This window comes from Rhodoplanes sp. Z2-YC6860 (genome assembly GCF_001579845.1).
GTDB lineage: Bacteria > Pseudomonadota > Alphaproteobacteria > Rhizobiales > Xanthobacteraceae > Z2-YC6860.
On the sequence record NZ_CP007440.1, the window covers coordinates 276,902 to 301,144 of the forward strand.

Below are 24,243 nucleotides of genomic sequence, written 5' to 3' on the forward strand. Positions count from 1 at the left end.
GCAGAGAATGAACTCGTGCAGCAGGTCGTCGGCAACGCGCGACGGCATCGACACAAAGCGTCTGCCGCGAGTCAGATCCGCAACGAACGACTGCCGCAGTCCGCAAATGAATTCGGCTCGGTGCGATCACAGCCGGAATTGAACAGCCACACGGCAACGACAACGACGATGTTTGATCGGCAAAGCCACAAATTAAAAAGCTCGGGCATTTGGCCCGAGCTTTCACTTCGAAGAACGCATCGATCCGACTTGCAGCGCGAGCCGCGCGTCGATCCCGCCGGACTTATTTTACCTTAAGCTGCTCTGCCGATTCCCGGCCGCGATTGGCAACGATTTCATACTCAACGTGCTGGCCCTCGTTGAGCGAGCTCAATCCGGCGCGCTCAACTGCGGAGATGTGCACGAACACATCCTTGCCGCCGCCTTGCGGTTGGATAAAGCCGTAACCCTTGGTCGCGTTGAACCACTTCACAGTGCCTGTAGCCACTCATAGTCTCCAAGTCGTCAAAAAATTCGCCGTCCTTTCGGGCGGCGCTGCCTCACCGAGGCGCCCACTACATAAACTGGTATCGCCGCCGCGGCTATCCCGGACCGAGAATTATTACGATCAGGAACCGATGGCCCAGGGCCGCATTTGTCATAAAATCTCAGCATGTCCGAACATCCGACGTTGACCAAAACATCCCCTGACCGAGAAAACCGCCTCGCCGGCGAGACCAGCCCCTATCTGCTGCAGCACAAGAACAACCCGGTGGACTGGCGGCCCTGGGGACCCCAGGCTCTGGAAGAGGCGCAGCGCGCCAACAAGCCCATCCTGCTGTCGGTCGGCTATGCGGCGTGTCATTGGTGCCACGTCATGGCCCACGAAAGCTTCGAAGACGAAGCCACGGCCGCGGTGATGAACGAGCTGTTCGTCAACATCAAAGTCGATCGCGAGGAGCGACCGGACATCGATCAGATCTATATGTCGGCTCTGCATCACTTGGGCGAGCAGGGCGGCTGGCCGCTCACCATGTTTCTGACGCCGAAGGGCGAGCCGGTCTGGGGCGGCACTTACTTTCCAAAAACCTCGCGCTATGGCCGTGCCGCCTTCGTCGACGTGCTGCGCGAGGTGTCGCGGCTGTTTCGCGAAGAACCCGGCAAAATCGGGCAGAATCGCGATGCGCTGATGGAGCGGCTGGAGACGAAAGCGCGGCCGGTCGGCAAGGTCGTGATCGGCTCGGACGATCTCAACAAGCTTGCGTTGCAGATCGGCGGCGCCTTCGATCCGCAACACGGCGGACTGCGCGGCGCGCCGAAATTTCCCAACGCGTCGCTCTACGAGTTGGCGTGGCGCGCCGGCCTTCGGACCGGCGACGAGCGCTTCTTCAAGCTGATCGAACACACCCTTGAGCACATCTGCGAAGGCGGGATCTACGACCATCTCGGCGGCGGCTTCTCGCGCTATTCGGTCGACGAGCGCTGGCTGGTGCCGCACTTCGAGAAGATGCTCTACGACAACGCCCAGCTTCTCGAGCTCCTGGCGCTTGCATACCAGCGCTCAGGCAATCCGCTGTTCCGGCAACGCGCGGCAGAAACCGTCGGCTGGCTCGCCCGCGAGATGACGACAGCGGAAGGAGCATTTTCAGCCTCACTCGACGCCGATTCCGAAGGCGAAGAGGGAAAGTACTACGTCTGGTCGCTCGCCGAGGTCGAACAAGCCCTTGGTCCGGATGCTGCGCTTTTTGTGCAGCATTATGACGTGACCTCCGAAGGCAATTTCGAGGGCCATAATATCCTCAATCTCCTCAATCACTTACCGCGCAGCAAGGAAGACGAGGCCAAGTTTTCCATGCTGCGGCAGAAGCTTTTTATGCTGCGGGAGAAGAGAATTCGGCCCGGTCTCGACGACAAGGTCCTGGCCGACTGGAACGGCCTCATGATCGCGGCTCTGGCCAATGCCGGCGCCATGCTGAACGAGCCGGATTGGATCGCACGGGCGGATAAAGCCTTCGATTTCATCGCGAAATCCATGACCCGGGCGGACCGCCTCGGCCACTCATGGCGCGAAGGTAAACTGCTCTATCCGGGCTTGGCCTCCGATTTCGCCTGCATGATCCGGGCAGCGATTGCCCTTTACGAGGCCACCGGCCGGCGCGAGCGGCTCGACCAGGCGCTCACTTGGCAAAAGGCCTTCGAAGCGACCTACGCCAACCCGCAAAACGGCGGCTATTACCTGACCGCCTCCGATGCCGAAGGCCTCGTGGTGCGGCCCGCCTCGACGGCCGACGAGGCCACGCCCAACCCGAATGCCATTGCTGCGCAGAATTTGCTGCGCCTTGCGGCCCTCACCGGTGACGAGCAATGGCGCGAGCGGGCCGACCGGCTGTTCGACGGCGTACTGTCCCAGTCAGGCGACAATCTGCTGTCTCATGCGGCGCTGTTGAACGCCCTCGATCTGCGGCTCAACGCGGCTGAAATCGTCGTCACGGGTCCTGCGCACGCCCATTTTTCCGAGGCCGCCCTGCGGTTGCCCTACCTCAACCGGATCATGTTGCGAGCGCCATCGGCCGACGCCTTGCCGGCGGGGCACCCGGCGCAGGCGAAAATTGCTGCAGGCGTCAGTGCAGCATTTATCTGCGTCGGCCAGACCTGCTCGCTGCCGGTGACCGATCCGGCCAAGATCGCCGAGGTCGTGGATGCGATGCGACCGCGTTCAAGCTGAATTTTTGGATTTAATGGCCGCCGCATCGGCCGGCCCAAACGACATGGGCCTGTTGGCCGCGGGCTTATGGGCTTCGGCACCCGGGCCGGCACATCAGTGACCGCCGTCACCTCGCGATGACGGCAGCCCCGAGTGTTCGCATCAGGTGTTCATCGACTCGAAGAATTCGGCGTTGCTCTTCGTGCTGCGCAGCTTGTCGAGCAGGAAGTCGATCGCATCCATGGTTCCCATCGGGTTCAGGATGCGGCGCAGGACGTACATCTTCTTGAGTTGCTGCGCTTCCGTGAGCAGCTCTTCCTTGCGCGTGCCCGACCGGGTGATGTCGATCGCCGGGAAGGTGCGCTTGTCGGCGACCTTGCGGTCGAGGATGAGCTCCGAGTTACCGGTGCCCTTGAACTCTTCGAAGATCACCTCGTCCATGCGGCTGCCGGTGTCGATCAGGGCCGTGGCGATGATGGTCAGCGAGCCACCTTCTTCGATGTTGCGCGCGGCGCCGAAGAAGCGCTTCGGCCGCTGCAGAGCGTTGGCGTCGACGCCGCCGGTCAGCACCTTGCCGGATGACGGCACCACGGTGTTGTAGGCACGGCCCAGACGCGTGATCGAATCGAGCAGGATGACGACGTCCCGGCCGTGTTCAACGAGGCGCTTGGCCTTCTCGATCACCATTTCGGCCACGGCGACGTGACGCGAGGCCGGCTCGTCGAAGGTGGAGGACACCACCTCGCCCTTCACCGAGCGTTGCATGTCGGTGACTTCTTCCGGGCGCTCATCGATCAGCAGAACGATCAGATAGCACTCGGGATGGTTCGCGGTGATCGAGTGAGCGATGTTCTGCAGCAGCACCGTCTTGCCGGTGCGGGGCGGCGACACGATCAGCGCGCGCTGGCCTTTGCCGATCGGCGCGACGATGTCGATGACGCGGGCCGAGAGGTCCTTCTTGGTCGCGTCCTCGTGCTCCATCTTCAAGCGCTGCTCTGGATAGAGCGGCGTCAGGTTGTCGAAGTTGATCTTGTGGCGCGCCTTGTCGGGGTCTTCGAAGTTGATCGTGTTGACCTTCAGCAGCGCGAAATAACGCTCGCCGTCCTTTGGCGAACGGATCTGGCCGTCGACCGTGTCGCCAGTCCTGAGGCCGAAGCGGCGGATCTGCGAGGGCGAAACGTAAATGTCGTCAGGGCCGGGGAGGTAGTTCGCCTCCGGTGAGCGCAGGAAGCCGAAGCCGTCGGAGAGCACCTCGACGACGCCTTCGCCGATGATATCGATCTCTTTGGTGGCGAGTTGCTTGAGGATGGCGAACATCAGCTCCTGCTTGCGCATGGTGCTGGCGTTCTCGATTTCCTGCTCCTCGGCAAACGCCAGAAGCTCAGGGGGGGTTTTGGATTTAAGGTCTTGGAGTTTCATTTCCCGCATGCGGGCTGTCCTATTGGGAGTGATCGCCGTCGCCAAAAACGAACGAATACGGCGGAACGTTCAGGAAGGGCGCAGGTCTTTGGGTGTCGGCTGAATTGAGGGCCTAAACCCTGATGAGGCGGTTGGTCCGGGTACTCAGGGACCGGAACTCGACAACATCCGCCTGCGTTCGGAGGGATTTGATAAATATACGGAAAAACGGGCGAATCCGCAAGGGTGCCGGTCCACCGCAGTGCAAATCGGGCGTCGTCAGAACGGTTTGACCACCACCAGGATCACGATCAGGATCATCAGGACGGTGGGTACCTCATTGAGAATCCTGAAGAATTTCTGCGACTTGCGACGGCGATCGGCGGCGAAGTCCTTCACATGACGGCTCAACACCCCGTGAACGCCGGACATCAGGATGACCAGCAGCAGCTTGGCGTGAAGCCAGGGCGCCTTGAACCAGCCGCCCGAATAGGCGAGCCACAGTCCAAGCACCCAGGTCGCAATCATCGCCGGATTGATGATGGCCCTGAGCAGCCGGCGTTCCATGACCTTGAAGGTCTCGGACTGGGTCGACCCGACGTCAGCCTCACAGTGATAGACGAACAGCCGGGGCAGGTAGAGCATGCCGGCCATCCAGGCGATGACCGCGATGATGTGGAAGGCTTTGAGCCACTCGTACATGGAAACGTCCGGTCGGTTCTGTCGCTGATGAGCACCCCATAGCACAGACAACGCGGCGCGCGCGAAATTGCGTCAGCCGCGGACGCGGCGGATCATCTGTTCGACATGCGAAATGGGCGTGTCAGGCAGAATGCCGTGGCCGAGATTGAAAACGAACGGCCCCTCGGCGAAATTTTCGAGGACCGCATCGACGCCACGATCGAGGGCCGCTCCGCCGGCGCGCAGCACCAACGGATCGAGGTTGCCTTGAACCGGGCGCCGTTTCTGGATCGCCCGCGCGACATCGAAATCGATCATCCAATCGAGGCCGACGGCATTGACTGGAATCTTCTCGACGTAACGTCCGAGATTGCTGCCGGCACCGCGCGGAAACCCGATGATCTTCGCGTCCGGCACTGCTTGGCGGACACCCGCCACGATGCGCTGCATCGGCGCGACGCACCAGCGCTCGAATTCAAGCGGTGGCAAAACACCGGCCCAGGTGTCAAAGATCTGCACCGCATCGACACCGGCCTGAAGCTGACGGACGAGATATTGAATTGACGCTTCTGCCAGCACATCGATGAGGCGGCTGAACGCATCGGGATGGCGATAGGCAAACAGCCGCGCCGGCGCCTGATCGGGTGTGCCGCGGCCCGCGATCATGTAAGTCGCGACCGTCCACGGCGCGCCGCAAAAACCGAGAAACGTGACGCCCGGCGACAGCGCCGCTTTGACCAATCCGATCGTTTCATAAACCGGCGCCAGCACATCATGGTCCAGCGCATCGCGCAGGTTAGCCATCGCGGACGGATCGTCGAGCGGCTCGAGCAGCGGACCTTCGCCCGCAGCAAACCGCACCTGACGGCCGAGTGCCTGCGGGATCACCAGGATGTCGGAAAATAAAATCGCACCGTCGAAACCGAAGCGGCGGATCGGTTGCAGCGTCACCTCGGCGGCAAGCTTCGGCGTGAAACACAGATCGAGGAAGCCGCTGACGGTATTCCGGATCGCCATGTACTCCGGCAGGTAGCGGCCGGCCTGGCGCATCAACCAGAGCGGCGGCACGGCCTGACGCTGGCCGTCGAGCACGTCGCGGAGCGGTTTATGCACGGGCTCTCCGGTCACCTTCACTTCACCTCTAAATACTAGATTCTTAGTTGTAGTGATTCTTAGTCGGTGGTTTTGACTCACGACTCGTCTTCCCCACGCGATCCACGACAGCAGCCATTGTCCCCAAGCGGCTGGGGGCCCGCTGTGGATTGCTTTGGATAGCGATTTCGGCTGTCTTTTCAAAGCGTAATCGTAGAATTCGCCAGGCCGGACGAAAGCTCTGTTCAGGACCGCTCAAAATCCTCAGCGACCGGGCCGTTGTCGCTCCAAACTGCAGTGGTGTGGACGGTTTGAAGGGTTGTCAGACCGAAGTGCTTGCACCGTCCCGGAAGGCGTGGCCTTTTCCTAACTCGATCCACAGGCCGGGTAGCCTTTATCCATGCCTCATCGCGGTGCCAGTTACTTCCATCTGCATCTCGTCTCGGACGCCACCGGCGAGACGTTGATCACGGTCGCGCGCGCGGCCGCGGCCCAGTACACCAGTGTGTCACCGGTCGAGCACATGCATCCGCTGGTGCGCTCCCACAAGCAGCTCGACCGCGTGCTGGTCGAGATCGAGAATTCTCCGGGCATCGTGCTCTACACGCTGCTCGAGAGGGAGCTCGCGACGCGGCTGGAGGAGACCTGCCGCAGTCTCGGCGTGCCGTACCTCTCCATTCTGGGTCCGGTGCTGCAGCTGTTCCAGTCGTATCTCGGTGGCGAGAGCAAACCGCGCATCGGTGCGCAGCACACACTCAATGCCGAATATTTCAAACGCATCGACGCGCTGAACTACACGATGTTGCATGACGACGGGCAGCATGTCGACGATCTCGAGCAGGCCGATGTGGTGCTGGTCGGCGTGTCGCGCACCTCGAAAACTCCGACCTCGATCTATCTTGCCAACCGCGGCGTGAAGACTGCGAATATTCCGCTGGTGCCTGGCGTGCCGACACCGTCCAATCTCGAAACCTTGATCGAGCCGCTGGTGGTCGGACTGACGGCGAGCCCTGAGCGCATCGTGCAGATCCGTCAAAATCGCCTGCTCGGCCTGCGCGCCGAGCACGATGCCGATCAGTATGTCGACCGCCAGGCGGTTGCCGGCGAGATCGCGGCGGCGCGTAAGCTCTGCGCCAAACATAGCTGGCCGATCATCGACGTGACGCGCCGCTCGATCGAAGAAACCGCGGCCGAAATCATCGCGCTCCTGGCCGACCGCCGGCGCCTTTCGCCGCAACCTTGAAAGTCAGAAGTCATGCCGTTGTGGCTCGCCGCCGATCCCTTGATGCTTGCGTCAAAAAGCGCTTCGCGGCGCGCTGTCCTGGAAAGCGCCGGCATCCCGATCGATATCGAGCCGGCCGATGTCGACGAGCGCGAAATCGAGGCACGCGCGGGCTTTGACGATCCGGGGCGGGTCGCGGCACTGCTCGCGCGCGAGAAGGCCAGTGCGGTTTCAGCCAAGCACCCGCAGCGCATGGTGCTCGGCGCCGATCAGACGCTGGCGCTCGGCAAGCGTCGTTTTTCCAAGGCTCCCGATCGCGCAGTCGCGCGTGAGCAGGTCGCGGCCCTTCGCGGCAATGTGCACACGCTGAACTCGGCTTTGGCGGTGATGCGCGGCGGCGCGGTGCTGTTTGAAACCGTCGATGCCGCGCATCTGACCATGCGGAACTTTTCCGACGCGTTCCTCGACAGCTACCTCGATGCGGTCGGCGACAGAGTATTGTCGAGCGTTGGTGGCTATCAGCTCGAAGGTATGGGCATTCAGCTGTTCGAGCGTGTCGAGGGTGACCATTTCACGGTGCTCGGCCTGCCTCTGTTGCCGCTGCTCGGCTGGCTTCGGCAGGCCGGTCTCTTGGCGACTTGAAACCGATGTTTGTGCTCGGTCTCACCGGTTCCATCGCCATGGGCAAGTCGACCACGGCGCGGCTGTTTGCCGAGGAGGGCGTGCCGGTGCACGACGCCGATGCTGCGGTTCACAAGCTCTATGAGGGTGGAGCTGTCGCACCGATCGAGGCGGCATTTCCGGGCGTCGCGAAGGCCGGCAAAGTCGACCGCGGCGCGTTAAGCCAGCGCGTTGCCGGCAACCCGGAGGCGCTCCGGCGGCTCGAGCAGATCGTGCATCCGCTGGTCCGGGCCACCGAGACCGAGTTCCTCGATAAGGCCGAAGCTTCCGGCGCCAAGATCGTGGTGCTGGATATCCCGCTGCTATTCGAAACAGGCGGCGAAAAGCGCGTCGATGCCGTTGCGGTGGTTTCGGCGCCGGCCGAGATGCAGCGGGCGCGGCTTCTGGAGCGCGGCATCGACATGGAACGGCTGGAAGCGCTGCTGGCGCGCCAGATGCCCGACGCTGCAAAGCGCCGCCGCGCCGATTTCGTGGTGGACAGCTCGCAAGGAATTGAGCACGCGCGGGCGCAGGTGCGCCAAATTCTCGCGGCAGTCGCTAAGATGCCGGTCCGGCGCAACTGATTCTCTAAAGCGCCGACACCGCCCCAGAGACCATGATGCGCGAGATCGTTTTCGACACCGAAACCACCGGCCTCGATCCCAACCAGGGCGATCGGCTGGTCGAGATCGGCTGCATCGAACTGGTCAATCGGTTTCCATCGGGCCGCACATTCCACTGCTACTTCAATCCGGAACGCGACATGCCGGAGGCGGCGTTCAATGTGCACGGATTGAGCGTCGATTTTCTGAAAGACAAGCCGCTGTTCGCCCACAAGGTGGAAGAGCTGATCGAATTTCTCGGCGACGCGCCGCTGATCGCGCACAACGCCATGTTCGATCTCGGCTTCCTCAATGCCGAACTGGGCCGCGCGAAAAAGACCGTGGTCAGCCGCGAGCGCCTGATCGACACGTTGATGCTGGCGCGCCGCAAGCATCCCGGCGGTTCCAACCGCCTCGACGATCTTTGCGCGCGCTACAAGATCGACAACTCCAAGCGCGTCAAACACGGCGCGTTGCTCGACGCCGAGCTGCTGGCCGAGGTCTACATCGAGCTGATCGGCGCGCGACAGACCAGCCTGGGCCTCGCCACGGTGGTGGCCGGCGTGGTGGAAACGCGCACGGTCTCGGCGACAATGCTGACACGCGCCATGCCGCTGACGCCCCGCATCACCGATGCCGAGCGCGCCGCACACCGCGAATTCGTCGCAACCCTTGGCGACGAAGCGATCTGGAAAAAATATTGGCCTACAGAGGCCAAGCCCGAAGAGCGGGCCGCGTCATAATCGCGACGCGTTACGCGGTTCCCACGCCCGGCATGCCCGGTTGCGCTTGCGACAGCCGCTGCTGATAGAGCGCCATGAAATCGATCGGGTCGAGCAGCAGCGGCGGGAACCCGCCGTTGCGCACCGACGTCGCGATGATCTCGCGCGCGAACGGGAACAGGATGCGCGGGCATTCGATCATCAGCACCGGCTGCAGATTTTCCTGCGGAATGTTCTGGATGCGGAACGCGCCGGCGAACACCAGTTCGATGTTGAACATCACGCTGCCGGCGGCCTCGGCCTTGCCTTCCAGCCGCAGCTCGACTTCGAAGTCGGTCCCCCCGAGTTGTTTGGCGCCGACATTCACCGAGATGTTGATCTGCGGCTGGGTGTTCTGGCCGAGCGACTGCGGCGCGTTCGGATTCTCGAAGGAGAGGTCCTTGGTGTATTGCGCAAGCACCATGAGCTGAGGCATCGCGCCCGCGCCCGGATCCTGGGCTGGGCCGCCGTTCGTGTCACTCACTGAAACTCTCCATCGATCTGATTTTCGCGCGGGCAGTGGCTAACACGCCGCCCGGAACCGGACAAGAACGGGTGGCGCGCCGGCGCCGCGGCTGCACCCTGAGCCGTCGTGTTTGTTTAATGCGATTTCGGCTGTGATTTCGGTTTCTTGGGCCGGTACGTCAGCTTGCGTTCCCGAACTTGTTTCCACTCCTCTGGCGAAAGGTCGATCACGGACGGATCCTGACGCGTTTGGCCGCCGGCCCAATTCTGAAACCAGCGCCGGGCCATGCGGCCGCACCATTGGCGCACCGGCGCGATCAGCAGTGCGATCCCCACCAGGTCGGTAAGGAACCCGGGCAGGACCAGCAGCAGCCCGGCCAGCACTGTCAGGAAGCCGGCACTGTTCACCTCGGTGGCGGTTATTTCGGCATCGGACACCGCGATGCGGAAGTTGGCGATTTTGCCGCGGCCGGAACGTCGCAGCACCAGGAAGCCCGCCACCGTGGTCGCGACCATCAGCAGCAAGGCGCCCACGACCCCGACGAGGGCCGCGACAAACACGAATGCTGCAATTTCAGCCGCCGGAAGCAGCAGAATGGCAATGATAATCCGTTTCACCATGAGCCGAATTCCGGTGGTGGCGAGGTTGGCGTAAGGGCTCGGATCGTCTATGGTCAAACCCGAGGCGAGTGCGTTGTTTCTGTCGACGGATGCGCCTCTAGATGGCCGCAGTCGCGTTCCTAGATTATATGCTTGGAACGGTGTGCGTGCCCTAGTTGACGCGCCCCGCCAGGATGAGCGGCAGCCGCCTCGGGAGCTTGCGATACGTGTTTGATATCTACACCATCATCTTCCTGGCGCTGGCGGTGTTCATCTTCCTGCGTTTGCGGAGCGTGCTCGGTCAACGGACCGGCCGCGAGCGGCCGCCCTACGATCCCTATTCGTCGGCGCGCGACGCCATGCGCCCGGCGCCGGGCGACAAGGTGGTGGCGCTGCCGGGCCGCGCGCCCGACACGCAGAAGTCATCGGAGCCCGCAGAGCCGGTGGATCGCTGGAAGGGCATTGCCGAGAATGGCTCGGCACTTGCCTCTGGCCTCGACGCCATCGCCCGCGAAGACAAGAGCTTCGACCCCAAGCATTTCGTGACTGGCTCCCGCGCCGCCTATGACATGATCGTCACCGCGTTTGCCGCCGGCGACCGCCGCCAGCTCAAGAATCTCCTGGGCCGCGAGGTCTATGACGGCTTCGAAGCCGCGATCAAGGAACGCGAGCAGCGTGGCGAAACCGTCGAGTCCCGTTTCGTGGCAATCGACAAAGCCGATCTCACCGGCGCCGAACTCCGCGGCAAGACCGCGCAGGTCACGGTTCGCTTCCATTCGCAACTGATCTCGGTGACGCGCGACAAACAAGGTGCGGTCATCGATGGCAACCCCGACAAGGTGACCGACGTCACCGACGTCTGGACCTTCGCGCGCGATATCACGTCGCGCGACCCGAACTGGAAACTGGTGGCGACCGAAGCGGGGCAATGACGTCGGGTCGGGGATCTGGCAGCGTCAGAGCAGGACTGATTGGCAGCGCGATCCTGATCGCTGCGAGCGCGGCCGGTGTGACACACGCCGAAGGCCGCAACCCGCTGAAGATTGCTGACGCCCAATACGAGCCGGCATTGTTCTCCGACATCGACGGTTGGGCCGAAGACGATCACGACGCAGGCTTCGCTTCGTTCCGCAACAGCTGCAGGGCGCTGTTGCGCAGCACTGCGGCGTCGCGCGAAGGCCAGCCGATGCGGACAGCGCTCTACAATGTCTGCGTCAAAGCCAACGACGTCGACGTCAACAAACCGGGTGCCGCGCGCGCATTCTTCGAGAACAACTTCACGCCGATGCGGATTTCGCCGCTCGGTACGCCGGATGGCTTCCTCACCGGGTATTACGAGCCGATCGTTCAGGGCACGCGCGATCACGTGAAGGGCTATGATTGGCCGCTCTATCGCAAGCCCGACAATCTGCTGCCCGGCGGACGCATGATGATTGCGGGTGCCGCGGTCGGCAAAAAGAAGGCCCGCAAGCGCAAGCTGGTCGCTTATCACGACCGTGCCGCGATCGACGACGGCGTGCTGGCGGGGCGCAATCTCGAAATCTGCTGGCTGAAGGATCCGGTCGATGCCTTCTTCATCCACATCCAGGGCTCGGTGCGGGTGCGGCTGGATGACGGAGCGACCATGCGGCTGAATTATCAGGCCGCCAACGGGCATCCGTATTACGCGGTCGGACGCTATCTCATCGATCGCAAGATCGTGTCCAAGGAAGACATGTCGATGGACCGCATCCGCGATTGGATGGAGCGCAACCCCGAAGAGGGCAATCAACTGCGCCGCCGCAACAAGTCCTACGTGTTCTTTCGCGAGACCAACCTGAGCAGCGAGCAGGAGCCGCTCGGCGCCCAAGGCATTTCGCTGACGCCCGGCCGCTCGATCGCGGTCGACCGCAATCTGCACGTCTACGGCACGCCGTTCTTCATCTCGGCTGAGCTGCCGATCGAAACCGAGCAATCGACCACGCGTTTCCGCCGGCTGATGATTGCGCAGGACACCGGCGGTGCGATCGTCGGGCCCGCGCGCGCCGATCTTTATTTTGGCGCCGGCGACGAGGCCGAGAGCATTGCGGGACGCATCAAGAACCCCGGGCGCTTCGTGATGCTGGTGCCGCACGAACTCGATCCGAGGGTGCTGAAGGGCGACATTCCGTTGCCGCGCCCGCGGCCGACCGAGCAGCAGGTTCGGGAATTCAACGACAATCAGGCCAAGATCGAAGCCGCGGCTGACCACGCGAAAGACGACAAACCGGTCAAAGGCGTCGCGGCCGCGGCCAAGAAGGGCGCAAAGAAAAAAGAAGCCGCAAGCGAAGGCGACGACGACGGCGCGCCGAAGAAACGCAAGTCCAAGCACAAGGGATGAGCCGGCGACGGCTGAGCGACGAGGAGACCGCCCTGTGGGAGGGCGTCGTCCGTTCGATCTCGCCGTTGCGCCGGCCGCCGAAGCGCAAATCGCCGGCCGAGGCTGCTGAAATCGAGAAGCCTCCGGCAAAAGCGCGAGCGGCGTCAGCTCATAAAAAGCCCGCCGGCAAACCCGTGTCACCTGTAGCGGTTTCTCCGCCGCGACCCGCCGCGCCGCCACCGCTTGCGCCGCTCGGCCGCAAGCTCAAGCAGCGCATTGCGCGCGGCACGCACGCGATCGACGGTCGGCTCGACCTGCACGGTTTCACCCAGGCTGATGCGCACGGCGCGCTGCTGCACTTCCTTGCAAGTCGGCAGGCGCGAGGCGCCCGGGTCGTCCTGGTCATCACCGGCAAGGGCGGCCGCGGCGGTGACCCATTGGCCGAGCGCGGCGTCCTCAAGCGCATGGTGCCGCTTTGGCTGGGGCTTCCCGAGTTCCGTTCTCTGGCCGTCGGTTTCGAGGCCGCCGCGATCGGCCATGGCGGCGAGGGCGCGCTTTACGTCACGCTCCGGAAGGGCCGTTAGGGTTTCTGTTAGTTATAACAAAGTTCTAAGAGGCCTTGCTGCAGGGGCTAAGTTGTCGTGTTATAACTAGACGACCTCGCCGTTTGGATAACGAAGTTATAACAAGTACGGAGCCGCCGGTGAAAAGCCAGGTCCGCAAAGTCGGGAATTCCCATGGCGTGATCATCCCCAAGCCGTTGCTGGACGAGGCCGGCATCGTTGAGGGCGACGTGGTGACGATGAAGGTCAACAAGAAGGGTCGCATCGTGCTGGCGCCGGTTCGCGCCGAGGTGCGGGCCGGCTGGGCCGCCGACAGCAAGGCGCTGGCGCAGGCCGGCGAAGCCGGCCGCATCTGGCCGAACGGGCAGGGGTCCAGGCGATAGGAGTTAGGAGCGTCGGCATGGTGAGCCGCGGCGACGTGTGGCTGGTGCTGGCCGCCGATGGCAGCGCGAACGCGGAGCCGCACCCGTGCGTGGTCCTGTCGCCGCCTGAAATTCACGACCACCTCGGCGTCGTGACGGTTGCGCCGATCGGCCACAGCAACAGCCACGCCGCCTATCGAGTGCCGACGATGCTTTCGGGCCAGCCTGCGGTGATCCATCTCGATCAGATCAAGACCGTCGAGAAGCATGCGTTGACGCGCCAGATCGGCACGGTCGAGCGCAAGACGCTGACGGCTGCGCTTGCGGCCTTGCGCGAAATGTTCGCCGAGTAGATCGACGCGCGAAGTTATAACGCTATTCGGCCGCCTGCGCGGTCACGTGCTGGCGGAAGCGCGGCATGACGTCTTGCGCAAGAAGACGCATGCCCTCGCGCTCCCAGGCCTCGTTCGGTCCGCCCCAGTCGAGCCCGATCTGGAGGAGCGTGCCGAACGGCCCGACGCGCTCGCGCAACGCCACGAGCCGGTCGAGCACGGTGCGCGGCGAACCATAGATCACGCACTCGTTCATGATCGCTTCCGGCGTGCAGTCCTCGTCCGGCATCTCGGGCTGCGGCTTGATCATCCAGAGGCGCTTGGCGGCCGCGAGCGCTTTTCGCATATAGCTGCAATAATAGTGGTTCGAGGCGCGCTCGCCGTAGACGCGCTCCTCGGCTTCAGCGTCGGTCGGCGCCACGATCATCAGGCGTGACACGCGCCAGTCTTCGCTTCGGGCGCGGGAGCCGGCTTCGCGCCGCGCCTCGCTATAGGCCCGCCAGTGATTGGCGACTGCATACAGCGGTGCGACCGGTCCGGAAATGATGCCCCAGCCTTTGGACCCCGCAAGCTTCGCCGAGGCCGAGTCCGGGCTCGAAATCGAGATGTGGATCGGCGGATGCGGCTTTTGCAGCGGCTTCGGCATGGTGCCGACGCCGAGCTCCGGCATGATCGCCCGCTGGATCTGCACGTTCCAGAATTCGCCCTTGATGTCGTAGGGCGGATCCTGCGCCCAAATGCGCAGGATCATGTCGATCGATTCCATGAACTGGCGCTGGCGTGCGGCCGGATCGATGTTGAACAGTTCGAAGTCCGAGGCGAGGCCGCCGGAGCCGACGCCCATCAGGAAGCGGCCGCCGCTCATGTGGTCGAACTGCGCGCACTCGGCCGCGACGATTGCCGGATGATGGTTGGGCAGGTTGATGACGGCGGTGCCGAAGGTGAGGTTCCTGGTTTGCGGCACCAGGCCGGCGAGGAACATCAGCGGCGAGGGGAACGGCTCGGTGGTGGCGGAGAAGTGCTCGCCCATCCACAGCTCGTCATAACCGAGCTTATCGGCGAGCACGGATTTCGCCGTGTCCTCGGCAAGGGTCTCGGACATGGACCGGCCGGGCGGGTGCACCGGCATCATGAACATTCCAAGACGCATGGGCGGCTTGTCCTTGGGCATGCACTATTTTTGCGCGCCCAAGTCTATCGGATTTTCAAGCCGCGTCGAACGACGAAGGCCGCCGCCCGACGGGCGACGGCTCATCAGATCCAAATCCGGAATAGCGGCTTAGAGACGCTTGCGCTTCTTCTTGGCCGCCTTGCGGGCCGCATAGCGTTCGTCGCGCCGGGCCTTCTGCTCGGCCTTCAGCGCGATGTCTGCCAGCCGCTGACGCTCGGCTTCCTCTTCGGCCGCGACGGCCGCAAGCCGTTCGGCTTCACGCTTCGCCGCAGCGGCGCGTTCGGCTTCACGGGCAGCTTTTGCTGCGAGTTCGACCTCGCGTGCTTTCCTCTCGGCCTCGCGCTCGGCCAGCCGGGCCTGTCGCGCCTCGTGGATTTTGGCGCGCTCGGCGAGCTTGTCGGCGAGGTTCGGGTCCTGGGCTGCAGCGCGGAAGCGCTCCAGCATCTGCTTCTTGGCGGCCGCGGCCGTATTCTGACGCTCTTGAAGATCGGGAATTCTGAAAGCCATGGATGTTCCGATTGTGCGGCATGACAGTGCCGCGGGAGGGCACTGATATAGCGGCATCGTCCCGGAAAACAAGAATTCCGTTGGGGGCAGTTCCCTCGCGACAACAGCTTTAAGTGGCGGGGCCCTCGGCTTTGATTTCCACCAGGATCGAGTGAAATTTGGTGTCTTCCAGGTTGAACAGTTCGTGCGGCCCGCCGCTCGCGTCGCGATAGACGACGTTGCCGAGCACGTCGACGATCTCGCGCTCGCGGCCATCCTCCCAGCGCATCAAGGCCTTACCTTCGCTCACCGGCACGATGAGATAGGGGTGATCGTGCTCATGCAGCGGCTGATGGCCCTTGCCTGGGAGCTCCACGCTCCACACGCGGATGTGCTGGTTCTCGAACAGCACCTTGGTGCCGATCGGGCCGAGCGGTGTGCCGGATTTGGATTTTTTGTCTGACATGAGCGCCTCGCAATGCAGTTATTCCTGAGCAGCGTATTATGTGGTTGTCACAGAATGAACCGGCTGAGATCGGTGTTCTTGGCAAGATCGCCGATATGGCTCTGCACGTAACCGGTGTCGATCCGTATGGTCTCGCCGGCGCGGTCGGTGGCGCCGAACGAAATTTCGTCGAGCACCCGCTCCATCACGGTCTGCAGGCGCCGCGCGCCGATGTTCTCGACGCTGGAATTCACCGCCACCGCGACGTCGGCGATGGCGTCGATTGCGTCCTCGGTGAATTCCAGGGTGACGCCCTCGGTGCCCATCAGCGCGATGTATTGCTTGATCAGCGAGGCCTCGGGTTCGGTCAGGATGCGGCGCATGTCGTCGCGGGTGAGCGGCTTGAGCTCGACGCGGATGGGGAGCCGGCCCTGGAGTTCGGGCAGCAGGTCCGACGGCTTCGACAGATGAAATGCGCCGGATGCGATGAACAGGATGTGGTCGGTCTTCACCGCGCCGTGCTTGGTCGACACCGTCGTGCCCTCGATCAGCGGCAGCAGGTCGCGCTGCACGCCCTCGCGGGACACGTCGCCGCCGACACGGCCGTCGCGCGCGGTGATCTTGTCGATTTCGTCGAGGAATACGATGCCGTTCTGCTCCACCGACCGGATCGCCTCCTGGGTCACCTGATCCTGATCGAGCAGCTTGTCGGACTCTTCGGCCACGAGAATCTCGTGCGATTCGTCGACCGTGACGCGGCGCGTCTTGGTGCGGCCGCCGAGCTTGCCGAAAATGTCGCCGATGTTGATCGCGCCGACCTGGGAGCCCGGCATGCCGGGAATATCGAACATCGGCATGCCGCCGCCGGAGGCCTGCACCTCGATCTCGATTTCCTTGTCATTGAGCTCGCCGGCGCGAAGCTTTTTCCGGAACGCTTCCTTGGTGGAGGCGCTGGCGTTCGGACCGACCAGCGCGTCCACCACACGCGCCTCGGCGGCCTGCTCGGCGCGCACCTGCACGTCCTTGCGCTTCTTCTCGCGCGTCAGCGCAATGCCGACTTCGAGGAGGTCGCGGACGATCTGCTCGACGTCGCGGCCGACATAACCCACCTCGGTGAACTTGGTGGCTTCGACCTTGATGAAAGGGGCGCCGGCGAGCTTCGCCAGCCGCCGCGAAATCTCGGTCTTGCCGACGCCGGTCGGCCCGATCATCAGGATGTTTTTCGGCAGCACCTCTTCGCGCAGCCTGTCTTCGAGCTGCAGCCGCCGCCAGCGGTTGCGCAGAGCGATTGCGACCGCGCGCTTGGCGTCGGCCTGTCCGACGATGAAGCGGTCGAGCTCGGAGACGATTTCGCGGGGAGAGAAGTCACTCATAGCGTTACTGGTTTCCGTTTCAGGTCGTCAGCCGGTGAACACCGATCCGTCCGGCAGGTTGATGGCGTAGCTCTCGGTGCCGGTGTCGTCCGGGCGGAGCGTCAGCACCGAGCCTTCGTCGAATTCAAACGACAGGACTTTGTCGCCGGTGGCTTTCAGTTCGACCACGCGGCGGCCCATCAGTGAAAGAATGCGCGCGCCAAAGGCGACAATGATTTCCTGGTTGTAGACTTCGGTGCGCCCCAGGGATCGGAATTCGATCCCGCTCTCGACCGTGATGGTGCGAGGCTCGTCGTTGAAGGCGAGCGTGACGCTGAACTTCCAGACCGTGACGCTGGTCAGCTCGGCAGCCTTGAAGCTTTCGAGGTCTTCAACCGACGCCATGGGGATCGGGTCATCCGCGCTCATGACGCACCCGCGTTGCGAAACATCAGTAGGGCAACGCCATCGGGCGTATCGACCAAACGGTCTTTGCTGAAGCCCGCCTTCTCATACGCTCGAATGGCGCGTGTATTGTTGGGATCGGGATCGATCACAATGCGTGGCGTGCCATTCGCCAGCAGATTTTCGGCGAAGGTGCGGACAAGCGCCGAGCCGTGGCCACGATCGAGCATGTCCGGTTCGCCGATGAACTGATCGAGGCCGCGCGTGCCGTCCGGCTGCGGGCCGAAGCCGGCATCCCAGGCACTGATGTTGTAACATTGTAGATACGCAAACGGCCGCGCGTCCGTTGCAACGATGAACTGCGCCATGTCGGGATGGCCAAGATCGCCGCTGACGAGCTCGAACTGTTCGACCGGATCGTGCCACCACTCGGCAACATGCGGCGTCTCGAGCCAGCGCCGGATCAGCGGCAGGTCGGCTGCGGTCATCGGCGTGAACTCGTACCGTGCCGCCACCATGCCTTAAGCCTTCAGCGTCTCGATGGTGACGTTGCGGTTGGTGTAGACGCAGATGTCGGCCGCGATATCGAGCGACTTGCGGACGATGCTCTCGGCGTCGAGCGGGCCGTCAACCAGGGCGCGCGCGGCGGCCAGCGCATAATTGCCGCCGGAACCGATGCCGATCACGCCGGCCTCGGGCTCGAGGACGTCGCCGGTGCCGGTCAGCACCAGCGAGACGTCCTTGTCGGCCACGATCATCATGGCCTCGAGCCGGCGCAGATAGCGGTCGGTGCGCCAGTCTTTCGCAAGCTCGACCGCGGCGCGGGTGAGCTGGCCGGGATACTGCTCGAGCTTGGCTTCGAGCCGCTCGAACAGCGTGAAGGCATCTGCGGTGGCGCCTGCGAAGCCGCCGATCACGTCGCCCTTGGCGAGGCGGCGGACCTTCTTGGCGTTGCCCTTGATGATGGTCTGACCGATCGAGACCTGGCCGTCGCCGCCGACCGCGACGATGCCGCCCTTACGGACGGTGAGGATGGTGGTGCCGTGCCAGAGTTCGGTTGGGGTTGGTTGCTGCATATGAAATCCCGTGTCACCCCATGTAAGGAGCACGGAGCGTTGAGGCAAATCCAGGCCTTTTCAGTGCCTTACGGCCCCGAAGGCCGCCGGGGCCGCAGTAGCAAAGCGCAAAGCCGCCTGATAAAACCCGCGCGTTCCCATCGGACAGACGATTCTCAAGGCATCCCTATGGCCCGCGGCCGCAAAACCATCGCGAAACGATCGACCGCCGTGGCGGCGGCCAAAGAAGTGGCTAAGCGCCGCAGCGCGACGGTGAAGCGTGCCACCAAGGAGACCAATATCGAGGTGGCGGTGAACCTCGATGGCAAGGGCGTCTCCAATATCTCGACCGGCATCGGCTTCTTCGACCACATGCTCGATCTGCTGGCGCGGCACTCGCGTATCGACATCACGGTCAAGGCCAAGGGCGATCTGCACATCGACCACCACCACACCACCGAGGATGTCGGCATCGCGCTCGGTCAGGCCGTGAAGCAGGCGCTAGGCGACATGAAGGGCATCACCCGCTACGCCAGCCTCTATATGCCGATGGACGAGGCGCTGACGCGCGTGGCCATCGACGTGTCCGGCCGCCCGTTCCTGGTGTTCAAGGCCAAGTTCGGCCGCGACAAGGTCGGCGCCTTCGACACCGAGCTGGTGCAGGAATGGTTTCAGGCCTTCGCCATGAATTCCGGCGTCACCCTGCATGTCGAGACCTTGTACGGGACAAACGATCACCATATTGCCGAGTCTTGCTTCAAGGGCCTGGCGCGAGCGTTGCGGTCAGCCTTCTCCATCGATCCGCGGGCTGCGGGTGAGATACCGTCGACCAAAGGCTCGCTCGGGGGCTGATTTAAGCGGCTGACCAACAGACGGCCGGAGAGTGCGATGAAAATCTACACGGTCCATGTACCGGTGCGCCGCGACGGCCAGGTGTCGTCCGAGCCGGATCGCGTCCGTTTTGTGCGGGACGGCTTCCATTTCTGGGCCTTCCTGCTCGGACCGCTCTGGATGATCTGGAATAGGCTTTGGCTGGTTTTGATCATCTATCTCGTCGTGATCGCGGCGCTGTTCGCCGGGTTGAGCGCGCTCGGCGCGTCGAGTCTGGTGCAATCCGCCGTGGGCTTTTTGATCGCGGTGCTGATCGGCTGCGAGGCTGGCTCCTTGCGCCGCTGGAGCTTGCGCCGTCGCTGGACGCAGGCCGGTGTGGTGGCGGCGAGGGATCTCGAAGAGGCCGAGCGTCGGTTCTTTGAATCGTGGGCCGATAGAGTGCCGTCCGAGCCGGTTGCCCCAACGTGGCCGCCGTCGGCGCCGGTCGCGCCGGCATCGCCCGACGTGCTGGGGCTGTTTCCGCTTCCGCAACCCGAGCCCCGTCGATGAGCGTTGCGATCGTCGATTATGGGTCCGGCAATCTGCACTCGGCCGCCAAGGCGTTCGAGCGTGCCGCCCGCGAGAGCGGTCACGATCAGCCGATTGTGGTGACGCGCGACCCCGAAGTGGTGCGCAAGGCTGACCGCGTGGTGCTGCCAGGCGTCGGCGCCTTCGCGGATTGCCGCCACGGCCTCGACGCCGTGCCCGGCATGGTCGAGGCGCTGGAGGAGACGGTGCGCGGCAAGGGCCGGCCTTTTCTCGGCATCTGCGTCGGCATGCAACTTCTGGCCGAACGCGGCCGCGAATACGTGGTCACAGAGGGGCTCGGCTGGATCCGCGGCGACGTCGACAAGATCACGCCGACCGATCCGTCGCTGAAGATTCCGCACATGGGCTGGAACACGCTCGCCACGCAGGGCTCGCACAAGCTGCTCGATGGCATTCCCCTGGGGCAGGACGGCCTGCACGCCTATTTCGTGCATTCCTACCAGCTCCGGCCGCAGGACGGCTCGGACCTCGTCGCGCAGGCTGAATATGGTGGGCCGATCACCGCCGTGGTGGCGCGCGGCAACGTGGCGGGCACGCAATTCCATCCGGAAAAGAGCCAGAAACTTGGGCTTGCGTTGATCGCGAATTTCCTGAAATGGAAGCCCTGAAAAGGGCCGCGAGCAACCTGTGATCCTGTTTCCTGCAATCGATCTGAAGGACGGCGTTGCCGTGCGCCTCAAGCAAGGCGACATGGACCGCGCAACCGTGTTCAATCGCGATCCGGCCGCGCAGGCGCACGTGTTCGAGACCCAAGGTTTCAAACATCTGCACGTCGTCGATCTCGACGGCGCGTTTGCCGGCAAGCCGATGAATGCCGCGGCTGTCGACCGCATCCTCGAAACCGTGGGCCTGTGCGTGCAGCTGGGCGGCGGCATCCGCGACATGGCCACGGTCGAAGGCTGGCTCGAAAAGGGCGTCGACCGCGTGATCATCGGCACCGCGGCCGTCCGCGATCCCGCGCTGGTCAAGGAAGCGGCAAGGAAGTTTCCCAAGCGTGTGGCCGTCGGCCTCGACGCCAAGGACGGCAAGGTCGCGGTGCAGGGCTGGGCCGAAACGTCGGAGCTCTCTGTCCTCGATATCGCCAGGCGCTTCGAGGACGCGGGCGTCGCCGCGATCATCTACACCGACGTGGCGCGCGACGGCATGCTCAAGGGCATCAACTGGGACGCGACCATTGCGCTGGCCGATGCGATCTCGATCCCGGTGATCGCGTCCGGCGGTCTTGCCTCCATCGACGACGTGAAGGTCCTGACCGAGCCGCGCGCGCGCAAGCTCGAAGGGGCGATCGCCGGCCGCGCCCTCTATGACGGACGTCTCGATCCGGTCGAGGCCATGGCGCTGCTGCGCTCCGCGCGAGGATAATTGGCGCGCGGCTAACGCCGCACCACGTACAGCACCGAATTCTCAGCGATGCCGTGGCGGCGGAATTTCTCGGCGCCGAAGTGGCCCACACCAAGCTGATCGACCTTCAGCCCTGACGCGGTCAGGCGGTCGACGAAATCGCGCCGGCCGTACTGGCGGACATGATCGCCCATGCCGAAGTGCTTCCAGCGGTATTCGATCGAAGTCTCGCCCTGTTCCTCGGTGGTCTCGTCGACGCCGATCACGAGCGGCACCAGCATCAGGCCGAAGCCGCCGGGGCGCAGGATGCGGCGCAGCTCGCGCATCGCCTTGCGGTCATCGGGCACGTGCTCGAGCACATGCGAGCAGATGAAGACGTCCACCGACTCGTCGAGATAGGCGATGTTGGTGAGGTCGATGTTGTCCTGCACGTCGCGGCGCATCAGGTCGGCGCTGCGATAGGCGATGCCGGGATACTGCTTGATCTTCTGGCTCAGCGGATAGGCTGGCGCGAAGTCGACCAGCCGGACGGGCTTGTCTTTCGGCAGTGACGGCCAGGCCTCGTCGAGATAGATCGCCATCAGCCGCTCGCGATCGGTGGCGTCGCACTTCGGGCAGGTCATCGCCTTGAGATTGAAGGTCTCCATCTCGGCATCGCGATGAATATATCCGAAGCGCTCGACGTTGCGGCCGTAGGACTTCCACATCGGCTTGAAGGCGCGCAGCCCCACGCCGCAGATCGGGCATTGGTGGCTCGTGCCGAGATAGCCCGGCAATTTGGCCAGCCGCCGCAGCGCTTTGTTGTAACGCCGGAACGTGATGTAGGGGACGGTGCTCTTGATGTTTTTGATGGCCGAAAACACGCTCGTCCGAACTCGCTGTTGGGCAAATGGCGCCGAGGTTGCGCGGCATTTGCATCGATTCGCCTTGGCCGCCTGCACCGTGTATAGGGCGCGGGCAAAAGTTCCGCGCAGCGCTGTTATAGCAGCGTTTTCATTGGCATAGGTTCGCCGTCATGTTCAAGGTCCGCGTCATTCCCTGTCTCGACGTGAAGGACGGCCGTGTCGTCAAGGGCGTCAATTTCGTCAACCTGCGCGACGCCGGCGACCCGGTGGAGGCCGCGATCGCCTATGACGCGGCCGGCGCCGATGAATTGTGCTTTCTCGACATCACGGCGAGTCATGAGAACCGCGACACGATTTTCGACGTCGTGCAGCGGACCGCCGAAGCCTGCTTCATGCCGCTCACGGTCGGCGGCGGCGTGCGCACCACCGACGACATCCGCAAGCTGTTGACCTGCGGCGCTGACAAGGTGTCGATCAACACCGCGGCGGTGAACCGCCGTGCCTTCGTCAAGGAGGCCGCGGAGAAGTTCGGCGATCAGTGCATCGTGGTCGCGATCGACGCCAAGAAGGTCTCACAGCCCGGCGAGAAAGACCGCTGGGAGATCTTCACCCATGGCGGCCGCAAGCCGACCGGGATCGATGCCATCGACTATGCCCGCGAGGTGGTGTCGCTGGGTGCCGGAGAAATCCTGCTCACCTCGATGGATCGCGATGGCACCAGATCCGGCTTCGACATCGCGCTCACGCAAGCGGTGGCCGACGCGGTGCCGGTGCCAGTGATCGCTTCAGGAGGCGTCGGCACGCTGGACCATCTGGTGGAGGGCATCCGCGACGGCCATGCCACCGCCGTGCTGGCGGCGTCGATCTTCCATTTCGGCGAGCACACCGTGCGCGAGGCCAAGCAGCATATGGCGCAGGCCGGTCTGCCGGTGCGGCTCGATCCTTAAGCGCCTCGCTTGGCCCAGCGCAACGCCTGCTCGAGCCGGTCGTTGCCCCAGAACAGCTCGCCCGATGCCGTGACAAAGCTCGGCGCGCCATAGAGGCCGAGCCGCTGCGCTTCCTCGGATTGCGCCCGCAGATGCGCCTTGTTGTCGTCGGATTGCGCCGCAGCCAGCACGACCCGGGGATCGACATCGAGCCGTGCCAGGATTTCGGAAAGCGTCGCGGGTTCGTCGATCCGGTGGCCGTCGCCGAATTGCGCGCGAAACACCTCGACGCAAAACCGCTCGCCCCAGCCTTGCGGAAACCCGACGAGCGCCACCCGCGCGGCCAGCAGGCTATTTTGCGGGAAGGCCTCGGGCCGGCGGAAGGGCAAATTCGCGTCCTCGGACAGCCGCTCCAGGTCGCGCCACATGTTGCGGCCCTTGGCCGAGTAGACATTGAACGGCGAGGTGTTCCAGCCTTGCGCCTTGAAGATCGGCCCGAGCAGGAATGGCCGAAACCGCACCTCGACCTGGGCTTCGGCGGCCAAAGGCCCGATGCGGCTCGCCGCCAGGTAGGAGTAGGTCGACGCGAAATCGAACCAGAAGTCGAGGACAGGTCTGGGCATGGCGGTCATGCTCACCGCCAAAGGTCGCGTCCGTCAACCAATCGCGGCGCTATGACTCCCGGCAAGGCAGAAGAGGTGCTATTTCAGGGGCCATGAGCAAGTTCACCCTGGCCGACCTTGAGCAGCGCATCGACGACCGCGCCACGGCCTCCCCCGAAGTGTCCTACACGCGCAAGCTCCTCGACAGGGGCCCGGCGCAATGCGCCAAGAAGTTCGGCGAGGAAGCCGTCGAAGCCGTGCTGGCTGTCGCCGCCGAGGACCGCGACCGCGTGATCGGCGAGTCGGCCGACGTGCTCTATCATCTCCTGGTCATGCTGCACGCTCGCGGCGTCAGGCTCGCAGAGGTCGAGGCTCTGCTCGAAACCCGCACCAAGAAGTCCGGGCTTGAGGAAAAGGCTTCACGGCCGAGTGGCTGA

The 24,243-nt window shown here is 63.7% G+C and carries 31 protein-coding genes and 1 pseudogene; 16 read left to right on the forward strand and 16 right to left on the reverse strand.

What is annotated here, in order from left to right; genetic code table 11:
- Nucleotides 1-51: 51 nt before the first annotated feature.
- Together RHPLAN_RS41140 and RHPLAN_RS01245 are read right to left on the reverse strand one after the other, a co-directional pair.
- Nucleotides 52-108 (reverse strand): annotated as a pseudogene (locus tag RHPLAN_RS41140) (hypothetical protein); the annotation flags it as partial.
- A 175-nt stretch (nucleotides 109-283) separates the two neighbouring features.
- Nucleotides 284-487, reverse strand: a complete 204-nt coding sequence (locus tag RHPLAN_RS01245; protein ID WP_068013165.1) for a cold-shock protein — start codon at nucleotides 485-487, stop codon at nucleotides 284-286.
- A gap of 165 nt (nucleotides 488-652) precedes the next feature.
- On the opposite strand from RHPLAN_RS01245, the gene RHPLAN_RS01250 reads away from it, so the two are divergent.
- The gene (locus RHPLAN_RS01250; protein ID WP_068013166.1) at nucleotides 653-2,704 is read left to right on the forward strand and encodes a thioredoxin domain-containing protein; all 2,052 of its coding nucleotides are present in this window, start codon (nucleotides 653-655) and stop codon (nucleotides 2,702-2,704) included.
- A gap of 141 nt (nucleotides 2,705-2,845) precedes the next feature.
- Here RHPLAN_RS01250 and rho read toward each other — a convergent pair whose 3' ends face one another.
- The 3 genes from rho to hemE form a co-directional block, all read right to left on the reverse strand.
- Nucleotides 2,846-4,111: a transcription termination factor Rho gene (rho, locus tag RHPLAN_RS01255; protein WP_068013168.1), complete on the reverse strand. Its 1,266-nt coding sequence runs from the start codon at nucleotides 4,109-4,111 to the stop codon at nucleotides 2,846-2,848.
- A 249-nt stretch (nucleotides 4,112-4,360) separates the two neighbouring features.
- Nucleotides 4,361-4,783, reverse strand: coding sequence for a protoporphyrinogen oxidase HemJ (gene hemJ, locus RHPLAN_RS01260; RefSeq protein WP_068013170.1), 423 nt, complete (start codon nucleotides 4,781-4,783; stop codon nucleotides 4,361-4,363).
- Between the two features lie 72 nt (nucleotides 4,784-4,855).
- Nucleotides 4,856-5,890, reverse strand: coding sequence for a uroporphyrinogen decarboxylase (gene hemE, locus RHPLAN_RS01265; RefSeq protein ID WP_068030342.1), 1,035 nt, complete (start codon nucleotides 5,888-5,890; stop codon nucleotides 4,856-4,858).
- 364 nt (nucleotides 5,891-6,254) lie between these two features.
- On the opposite strand from hemE, the gene RHPLAN_RS01270 reads away from it, so the two are divergent.
- From RHPLAN_RS01270 to dnaQ, 4 genes are read left to right on the forward strand one after another with little or no spacing between them, the layout of a single operon-like run.
- Complete coding sequence (locus tag RHPLAN_RS01270) at nucleotides 6,255-7,097, forward strand: pyruvate, water dikinase regulatory protein (RefSeq protein WP_068013172.1); 843 nt, start codon at nucleotides 6,255-6,257, stop codon at nucleotides 7,095-7,097.
- Between the two features lie 12 nt (nucleotides 7,098-7,109).
- Nucleotides 7,110-7,718 carry a Maf family protein gene (locus RHPLAN_RS01275; protein ID WP_068013173.1) on the forward strand — a complete coding sequence of 203 codons (609 nt, stop codon included), beginning with the start codon at nucleotides 7,110-7,112 and terminating at the stop codon, nucleotides 7,716-7,718.
- 5 nt (nucleotides 7,719-7,723) lie between these two features.
- Nucleotides 7,724-8,320 carry a dephospho-CoA kinase gene (gene coaE, locus RHPLAN_RS01280; RefSeq protein ID WP_068013175.1) on the forward strand — a complete coding sequence of 199 codons (597 nt, stop codon included), beginning with the start codon at nucleotides 7,724-7,726 and terminating at the stop codon, nucleotides 8,318-8,320.
- Between the two features lie 35 nt (nucleotides 8,321-8,355).
- The gene (gene dnaQ / locus RHPLAN_RS01285) at nucleotides 8,356-9,081 is read left to right on the forward strand and encodes a DNA polymerase III subunit epsilon (protein ID WP_068030345.1); all 726 of its coding nucleotides are present in this window, start codon (nucleotides 8,356-8,358) and stop codon (nucleotides 9,079-9,081) included.
- A gap of 10 nt (nucleotides 9,082-9,091) precedes the next feature.
- On the opposite strand, the gene secB is transcribed toward dnaQ, so the two are convergent.
- Nucleotides 9,092-9,583 (reverse strand): protein-export chaperone SecB, encoded by a 492-nt coding sequence (gene secB, locus RHPLAN_RS01290; RefSeq protein WP_068013176.1) that lies wholly within the window; start codon nucleotides 9,581-9,583, stop codon nucleotides 9,092-9,094.
- Nucleotides 9,584-9,699: 116 nt separating this feature from the next.
- Entirely contained in the window at nucleotides 9,700-10,185 is a 486-nt protein-coding gene (locus tag RHPLAN_RS01295) for an FxsA family protein (protein WP_068013177.1), read from the reverse strand.
- A 206-nt stretch (nucleotides 10,186-10,391) separates the two neighbouring features.
- Between RHPLAN_RS01295 and RHPLAN_RS01300 the strand changes: the two genes are divergently transcribed.
- The 5 genes from RHPLAN_RS01300 (at nucleotide 10,392) to RHPLAN_RS01320 (ending at nucleotide 13,780) form a co-directional block, all read left to right on the forward strand.
- Nucleotides 10,392-11,096: a Tim44/TimA family putative adaptor protein gene (locus RHPLAN_RS01300; protein ID WP_237180019.1), complete on the forward strand. Its 705-nt coding sequence runs from the start codon at nucleotides 10,392-10,394 to the stop codon at nucleotides 11,094-11,096.
- Nucleotides 11,093-12,523 carry a murein transglycosylase A gene (gene mltA / locus RHPLAN_RS01305; RefSeq protein ID WP_084244131.1) on the forward strand — a complete coding sequence of 477 codons (1,431 nt, stop codon included), beginning with the start codon at nucleotides 11,093-11,095 and terminating at the stop codon, nucleotides 12,521-12,523. Before RHPLAN_RS01300 ends, mltA begins: the two co-directional genes overlap by 4 nt.
- Entirely contained in the window at nucleotides 12,520-13,086 is a 567-nt protein-coding gene (locus tag RHPLAN_RS01310; RefSeq protein ID WP_068013182.1) for a Smr/MutS family protein, read from the forward strand. The genes mltA and RHPLAN_RS01310 overlap by 4 nt, the downstream gene beginning before the upstream one ends.
- 119 nt (nucleotides 13,087-13,205) lie before the next feature.
- The gene (locus tag RHPLAN_RS01315) at nucleotides 13,206-13,448 is read left to right on the forward strand and encodes an AbrB/MazE/SpoVT family DNA-binding domain-containing protein (protein WP_068013184.1); all 243 of its coding nucleotides are present in this window, start codon (nucleotides 13,206-13,208) and stop codon (nucleotides 13,446-13,448) included.
- A 17-nt stretch (nucleotides 13,449-13,465) separates the two neighbouring features.
- Nucleotides 13,466-13,780, forward strand: coding sequence for a type II toxin-antitoxin system PemK/MazF family toxin (locus tag RHPLAN_RS01320; RefSeq protein ID WP_068013186.1), 315 nt, complete (start codon nucleotides 13,466-13,468; stop codon nucleotides 13,778-13,780).
- Between the two features lie 22 nt (nucleotides 13,781-13,802).
- On the opposite strand, the gene RHPLAN_RS01325 is transcribed toward RHPLAN_RS01320, so the two are convergent.
- The 7 genes from RHPLAN_RS01325 to hslV form a co-directional block, all read right to left on the reverse strand.
- Entirely contained in the window at nucleotides 13,803-14,909 is a 1,107-nt protein-coding gene (locus RHPLAN_RS01325; protein ID WP_068030347.1) for an LLM class flavin-dependent oxidoreductase, read from the reverse strand.
- Nucleotides 14,910-15,038: 129 nt separating this feature from the next.
- Nucleotides 15,039-15,437 (reverse strand): DUF6481 family protein, encoded by a 399-nt coding sequence (locus RHPLAN_RS01330; RefSeq protein ID WP_068013187.1) that lies wholly within the window; start codon nucleotides 15,435-15,437, stop codon nucleotides 15,039-15,041.
- A 109-nt stretch (nucleotides 15,438-15,546) separates the two neighbouring features.
- A complete protein-coding gene (locus RHPLAN_RS01335; protein WP_068013189.1) occupies nucleotides 15,547-15,882 on the reverse strand; it encodes a cupin domain-containing protein in 336 nt (111 codons plus the stop codon).
- Nucleotides 15,883-15,929: 47 nt separating this feature from the next.
- Complete coding sequence (hslU, locus tag RHPLAN_RS01340) at nucleotides 15,930-17,234, reverse strand: ATP-dependent protease ATPase subunit HslU (protein WP_068013191.1); 1,305 nt, start codon at nucleotides 17,232-17,234, stop codon at nucleotides 15,930-15,932.
- A gap of 27 nt (nucleotides 17,235-17,261) precedes the next feature.
- Nucleotides 17,262-17,642, reverse strand: coding sequence for a hypothetical protein (locus RHPLAN_RS01345; protein ID WP_068013193.1), 381 nt, complete (start codon nucleotides 17,640-17,642; stop codon nucleotides 17,262-17,264).
- Entirely contained in the window at nucleotides 17,639-18,133 is a 495-nt protein-coding gene (locus RHPLAN_RS01350) for a GNAT family N-acetyltransferase (RefSeq protein WP_068030350.1), read from the reverse strand. Before RHPLAN_RS01350 ends, RHPLAN_RS01345 begins: the two co-directional genes overlap by 4 nt.
- 6 nt (nucleotides 18,134-18,139) lie before the next feature.
- Nucleotides 18,140-18,694 (reverse strand): ATP-dependent protease subunit HslV, encoded by a 555-nt coding sequence (gene hslV, locus RHPLAN_RS01355; RefSeq protein WP_068013195.1) that lies wholly within the window; start codon nucleotides 18,692-18,694, stop codon nucleotides 18,140-18,142.
- A 168-nt stretch (nucleotides 18,695-18,862) separates the two neighbouring features.
- On the opposite strand from hslV, the gene hisB reads away from it, so the two are divergent.
- The 4 genes from hisB to hisA are packed head-to-tail and all read left to right on the forward strand — an operon-like array spanning nucleotide 18,863 to nucleotide 21,454.
- Nucleotides 18,863-19,525 (forward strand): imidazoleglycerol-phosphate dehydratase HisB, encoded by a 663-nt coding sequence (gene hisB, locus RHPLAN_RS01360; RefSeq protein ID WP_084244133.1) that lies wholly within the window; start codon nucleotides 18,863-18,865, stop codon nucleotides 19,523-19,525.
- A gap of 36 nt (nucleotides 19,526-19,561) precedes the next feature.
- Nucleotides 19,562-20,053 (forward strand): DUF2628 domain-containing protein, encoded by a 492-nt coding sequence (locus tag RHPLAN_RS01365; protein ID WP_068013197.1) that lies wholly within the window; start codon nucleotides 19,562-19,564, stop codon nucleotides 20,051-20,053.
- Nucleotides 20,050-20,700 carry an imidazole glycerol phosphate synthase subunit HisH gene (gene hisH, locus RHPLAN_RS01370; protein WP_068013198.1) on the forward strand — a complete coding sequence of 217 codons (651 nt, stop codon included), beginning with the start codon at nucleotides 20,050-20,052 and terminating at the stop codon, nucleotides 20,698-20,700. Before RHPLAN_RS01365 ends, hisH begins: the two co-directional genes overlap by 4 nt.
- Nucleotides 20,701-20,719: 19 nt before the next feature.
- On the forward strand, nucleotides 20,720-21,454 hold the full coding sequence (gene hisA / locus RHPLAN_RS01375; RefSeq protein WP_068013200.1) for a 1-(5-phosphoribosyl)-5-[(5-phosphoribosylamino)methylideneamino]imidazole-4-carboxamide isomerase: 735 nt from the start codon (nucleotides 20,720-20,722) through the stop codon (nucleotides 21,452-21,454).
- 11 nt (nucleotides 21,455-21,465) lie between these two features.
- Here hisA and RHPLAN_RS01380 read toward each other — a convergent pair whose 3' ends face one another.
- Nucleotides 21,466-22,296, reverse strand: a complete 831-nt coding sequence (locus tag RHPLAN_RS01380) for a class I SAM-dependent methyltransferase (protein ID WP_068013202.1) — start codon at nucleotides 22,294-22,296, stop codon at nucleotides 21,466-21,468.
- 152 nt (nucleotides 22,297-22,448) lie between these two features.
- On the opposite strand from RHPLAN_RS01380, the gene hisF reads away from it, so the two are divergent.
- Complete coding sequence (gene hisF, locus RHPLAN_RS01385; protein WP_068013204.1) at nucleotides 22,449-23,225, forward strand: imidazole glycerol phosphate synthase subunit HisF; 777 nt, start codon at nucleotides 22,449-22,451, stop codon at nucleotides 23,223-23,225.
- On the opposite strand, the gene RHPLAN_RS01390 is transcribed toward hisF, so the two are convergent.
- Nucleotides 23,222-23,827, reverse strand: coding sequence for a 2-hydroxychromene-2-carboxylate isomerase (locus tag RHPLAN_RS01390; RefSeq protein ID WP_068030356.1), 606 nt, complete (start codon nucleotides 23,825-23,827; stop codon nucleotides 23,222-23,224). The genes hisF and RHPLAN_RS01390 overlap by 4 nt on opposite strands.
- A 92-nt stretch (nucleotides 23,828-23,919) precedes the next feature.
- Here RHPLAN_RS01390 and RHPLAN_RS01395 point away from each other — a divergent pair, with 92 nt between their 5' ends.
- Nucleotides 23,920-24,243 (forward strand): phosphoribosyl-ATP diphosphatase, encoded by a 324-nt coding sequence (locus RHPLAN_RS01395; protein ID WP_068013206.1) that lies wholly within the window; start codon nucleotides 23,920-23,922, stop codon nucleotides 24,241-24,243.

Bases quoted from the DNA above. Each gene is read 5' to 3' on its own strand.
- RHPLAN_RS01330 (WP_068013187.1), bottom strand. From the start codon at position 15,437: ATGGCTTTCAGAATTCCCGATCTTCAAGAGCGTCAGAATACGGCCGCG.
- RHPLAN_RS01295 (WP_068013177.1), bottom strand. From the start codon at position 10,185: ATGGTGAAACGGATTATCATTGCCATTCTGCTGCTTCCGGCGGCTGAA.
- RHPLAN_RS01320 (WP_068013186.1), top strand. From the start codon at position 13,466: ATGGTGAGCCGCGGCGACGTGTGGCTGGTGCTGGCCGCCGATGGCAGC.
- rho (WP_068013168.1), bottom strand. From the start codon at position 4,111: ATGCGGGAAATGAAACTCCAAGACCTTAAATCCAAAACCCCCCCTGAG.
- RHPLAN_RS01345 (WP_068013193.1), bottom strand. From the start codon at position 17,642: ATGAGCGCGGATGACCCGATCCCCATGGCGTCGGTTGAAGACCTCGAA.
- RHPLAN_RS01365 (WP_068013197.1), top strand. From the start codon at position 19,562: ATGAAAATCTACACGGTCCATGTACCGGTGCGCCGCGACGGCCAGGTG.
- mltA (WP_084244131.1), top strand. From the start codon at position 11,093: ATGACGTCGGGTCGGGGATCTGGCAGCGTCAGAGCAGGACTGATTGGC.
- RHPLAN_RS01395 (WP_068013206.1), top strand. From the start codon at position 23,920: ATGAGCAAGTTCACCCTGGCCGACCTTGAGCAGCGCATCGACGACCGC.
- hisF (WP_068013204.1), top strand. From the start codon at position 22,449: ATGTTCAAGGTCCGCGTCATTCCCTGTCTCGACGTGAAGGACGGCCGT.
- RHPLAN_RS01270 (WP_068013172.1), top strand. From the start codon at position 6,255: ATGCCTCATCGCGGTGCCAGTTACTTCCATCTGCATCTCGTCTCGGAC.
- RHPLAN_RS01335 (WP_068013189.1), bottom strand. From the start codon at position 15,882: ATGTCAGACAAAAAATCCAAATCCGGCACACCGCTCGGCCCGATCGGC.
- hslV (WP_068013195.1), bottom strand. From the start codon at position 18,694: ATGCAGCAACCAACCCCAACCGAACTCTGGCACGGCACCACCATCCTC.
- dnaQ (WP_068030345.1), top strand. From the start codon at position 8,356: ATGCGCGAGATCGTTTTCGACACCGAAACCACCGGCCTCGATCCCAAC.
- hisH (WP_068013198.1), top strand. From the start codon at position 20,050: ATGAGCGTTGCGATCGTCGATTATGGGTCCGGCAATCTGCACTCGGCC.
- RHPLAN_RS01250 (WP_068013166.1), top strand. From the start codon at position 653: ATGTCCGAACATCCGACGTTGACCAAAACATCCCCTGACCGAGAAAAC.
- RHPLAN_RS01325 (WP_068030347.1), bottom strand. From the start codon at position 14,909: ATGCGTCTTGGAATGTTCATGATGCCGGTGCACCCGCCCGGCCGGTCC.
- RHPLAN_RS01390 (WP_068030356.1), bottom strand. From the start codon at position 23,827: ATGCCCAGACCTGTCCTCGACTTCTGGTTCGATTTCGCGTCGACCTAC.
- hemJ (WP_068013170.1), bottom strand. From the start codon at position 4,783: ATGTACGAGTGGCTCAAAGCCTTCCACATCATCGCGGTCATCGCCTGG.
- hisB (WP_084244133.1), top strand. From the start codon at position 18,863: ATGGCCCGCGGCCGCAAAACCATCGCGAAACGATCGACCGCCGTGGCG.
- RHPLAN_RS01310 (WP_068013182.1), top strand. From the start codon at position 12,520: ATGAGCCGGCGACGGCTGAGCGACGAGGAGACCGCCCTGTGGGAGGGC.
- RHPLAN_RS01275 (WP_068013173.1), top strand. From the start codon at position 7,110: ATGCCGTTGTGGCTCGCCGCCGATCCCTTGATGCTTGCGTCAAAAAGC.
- coaE (WP_068013175.1), top strand. From the start codon at position 7,724: ATGTTTGTGCTCGGTCTCACCGGTTCCATCGCCATGGGCAAGTCGACC.
- hslU (WP_068013191.1), bottom strand. From the start codon at position 17,234: ATGAGTGACTTCTCTCCCCGCGAAATCGTCTCCGAGCTCGACCGCTTC.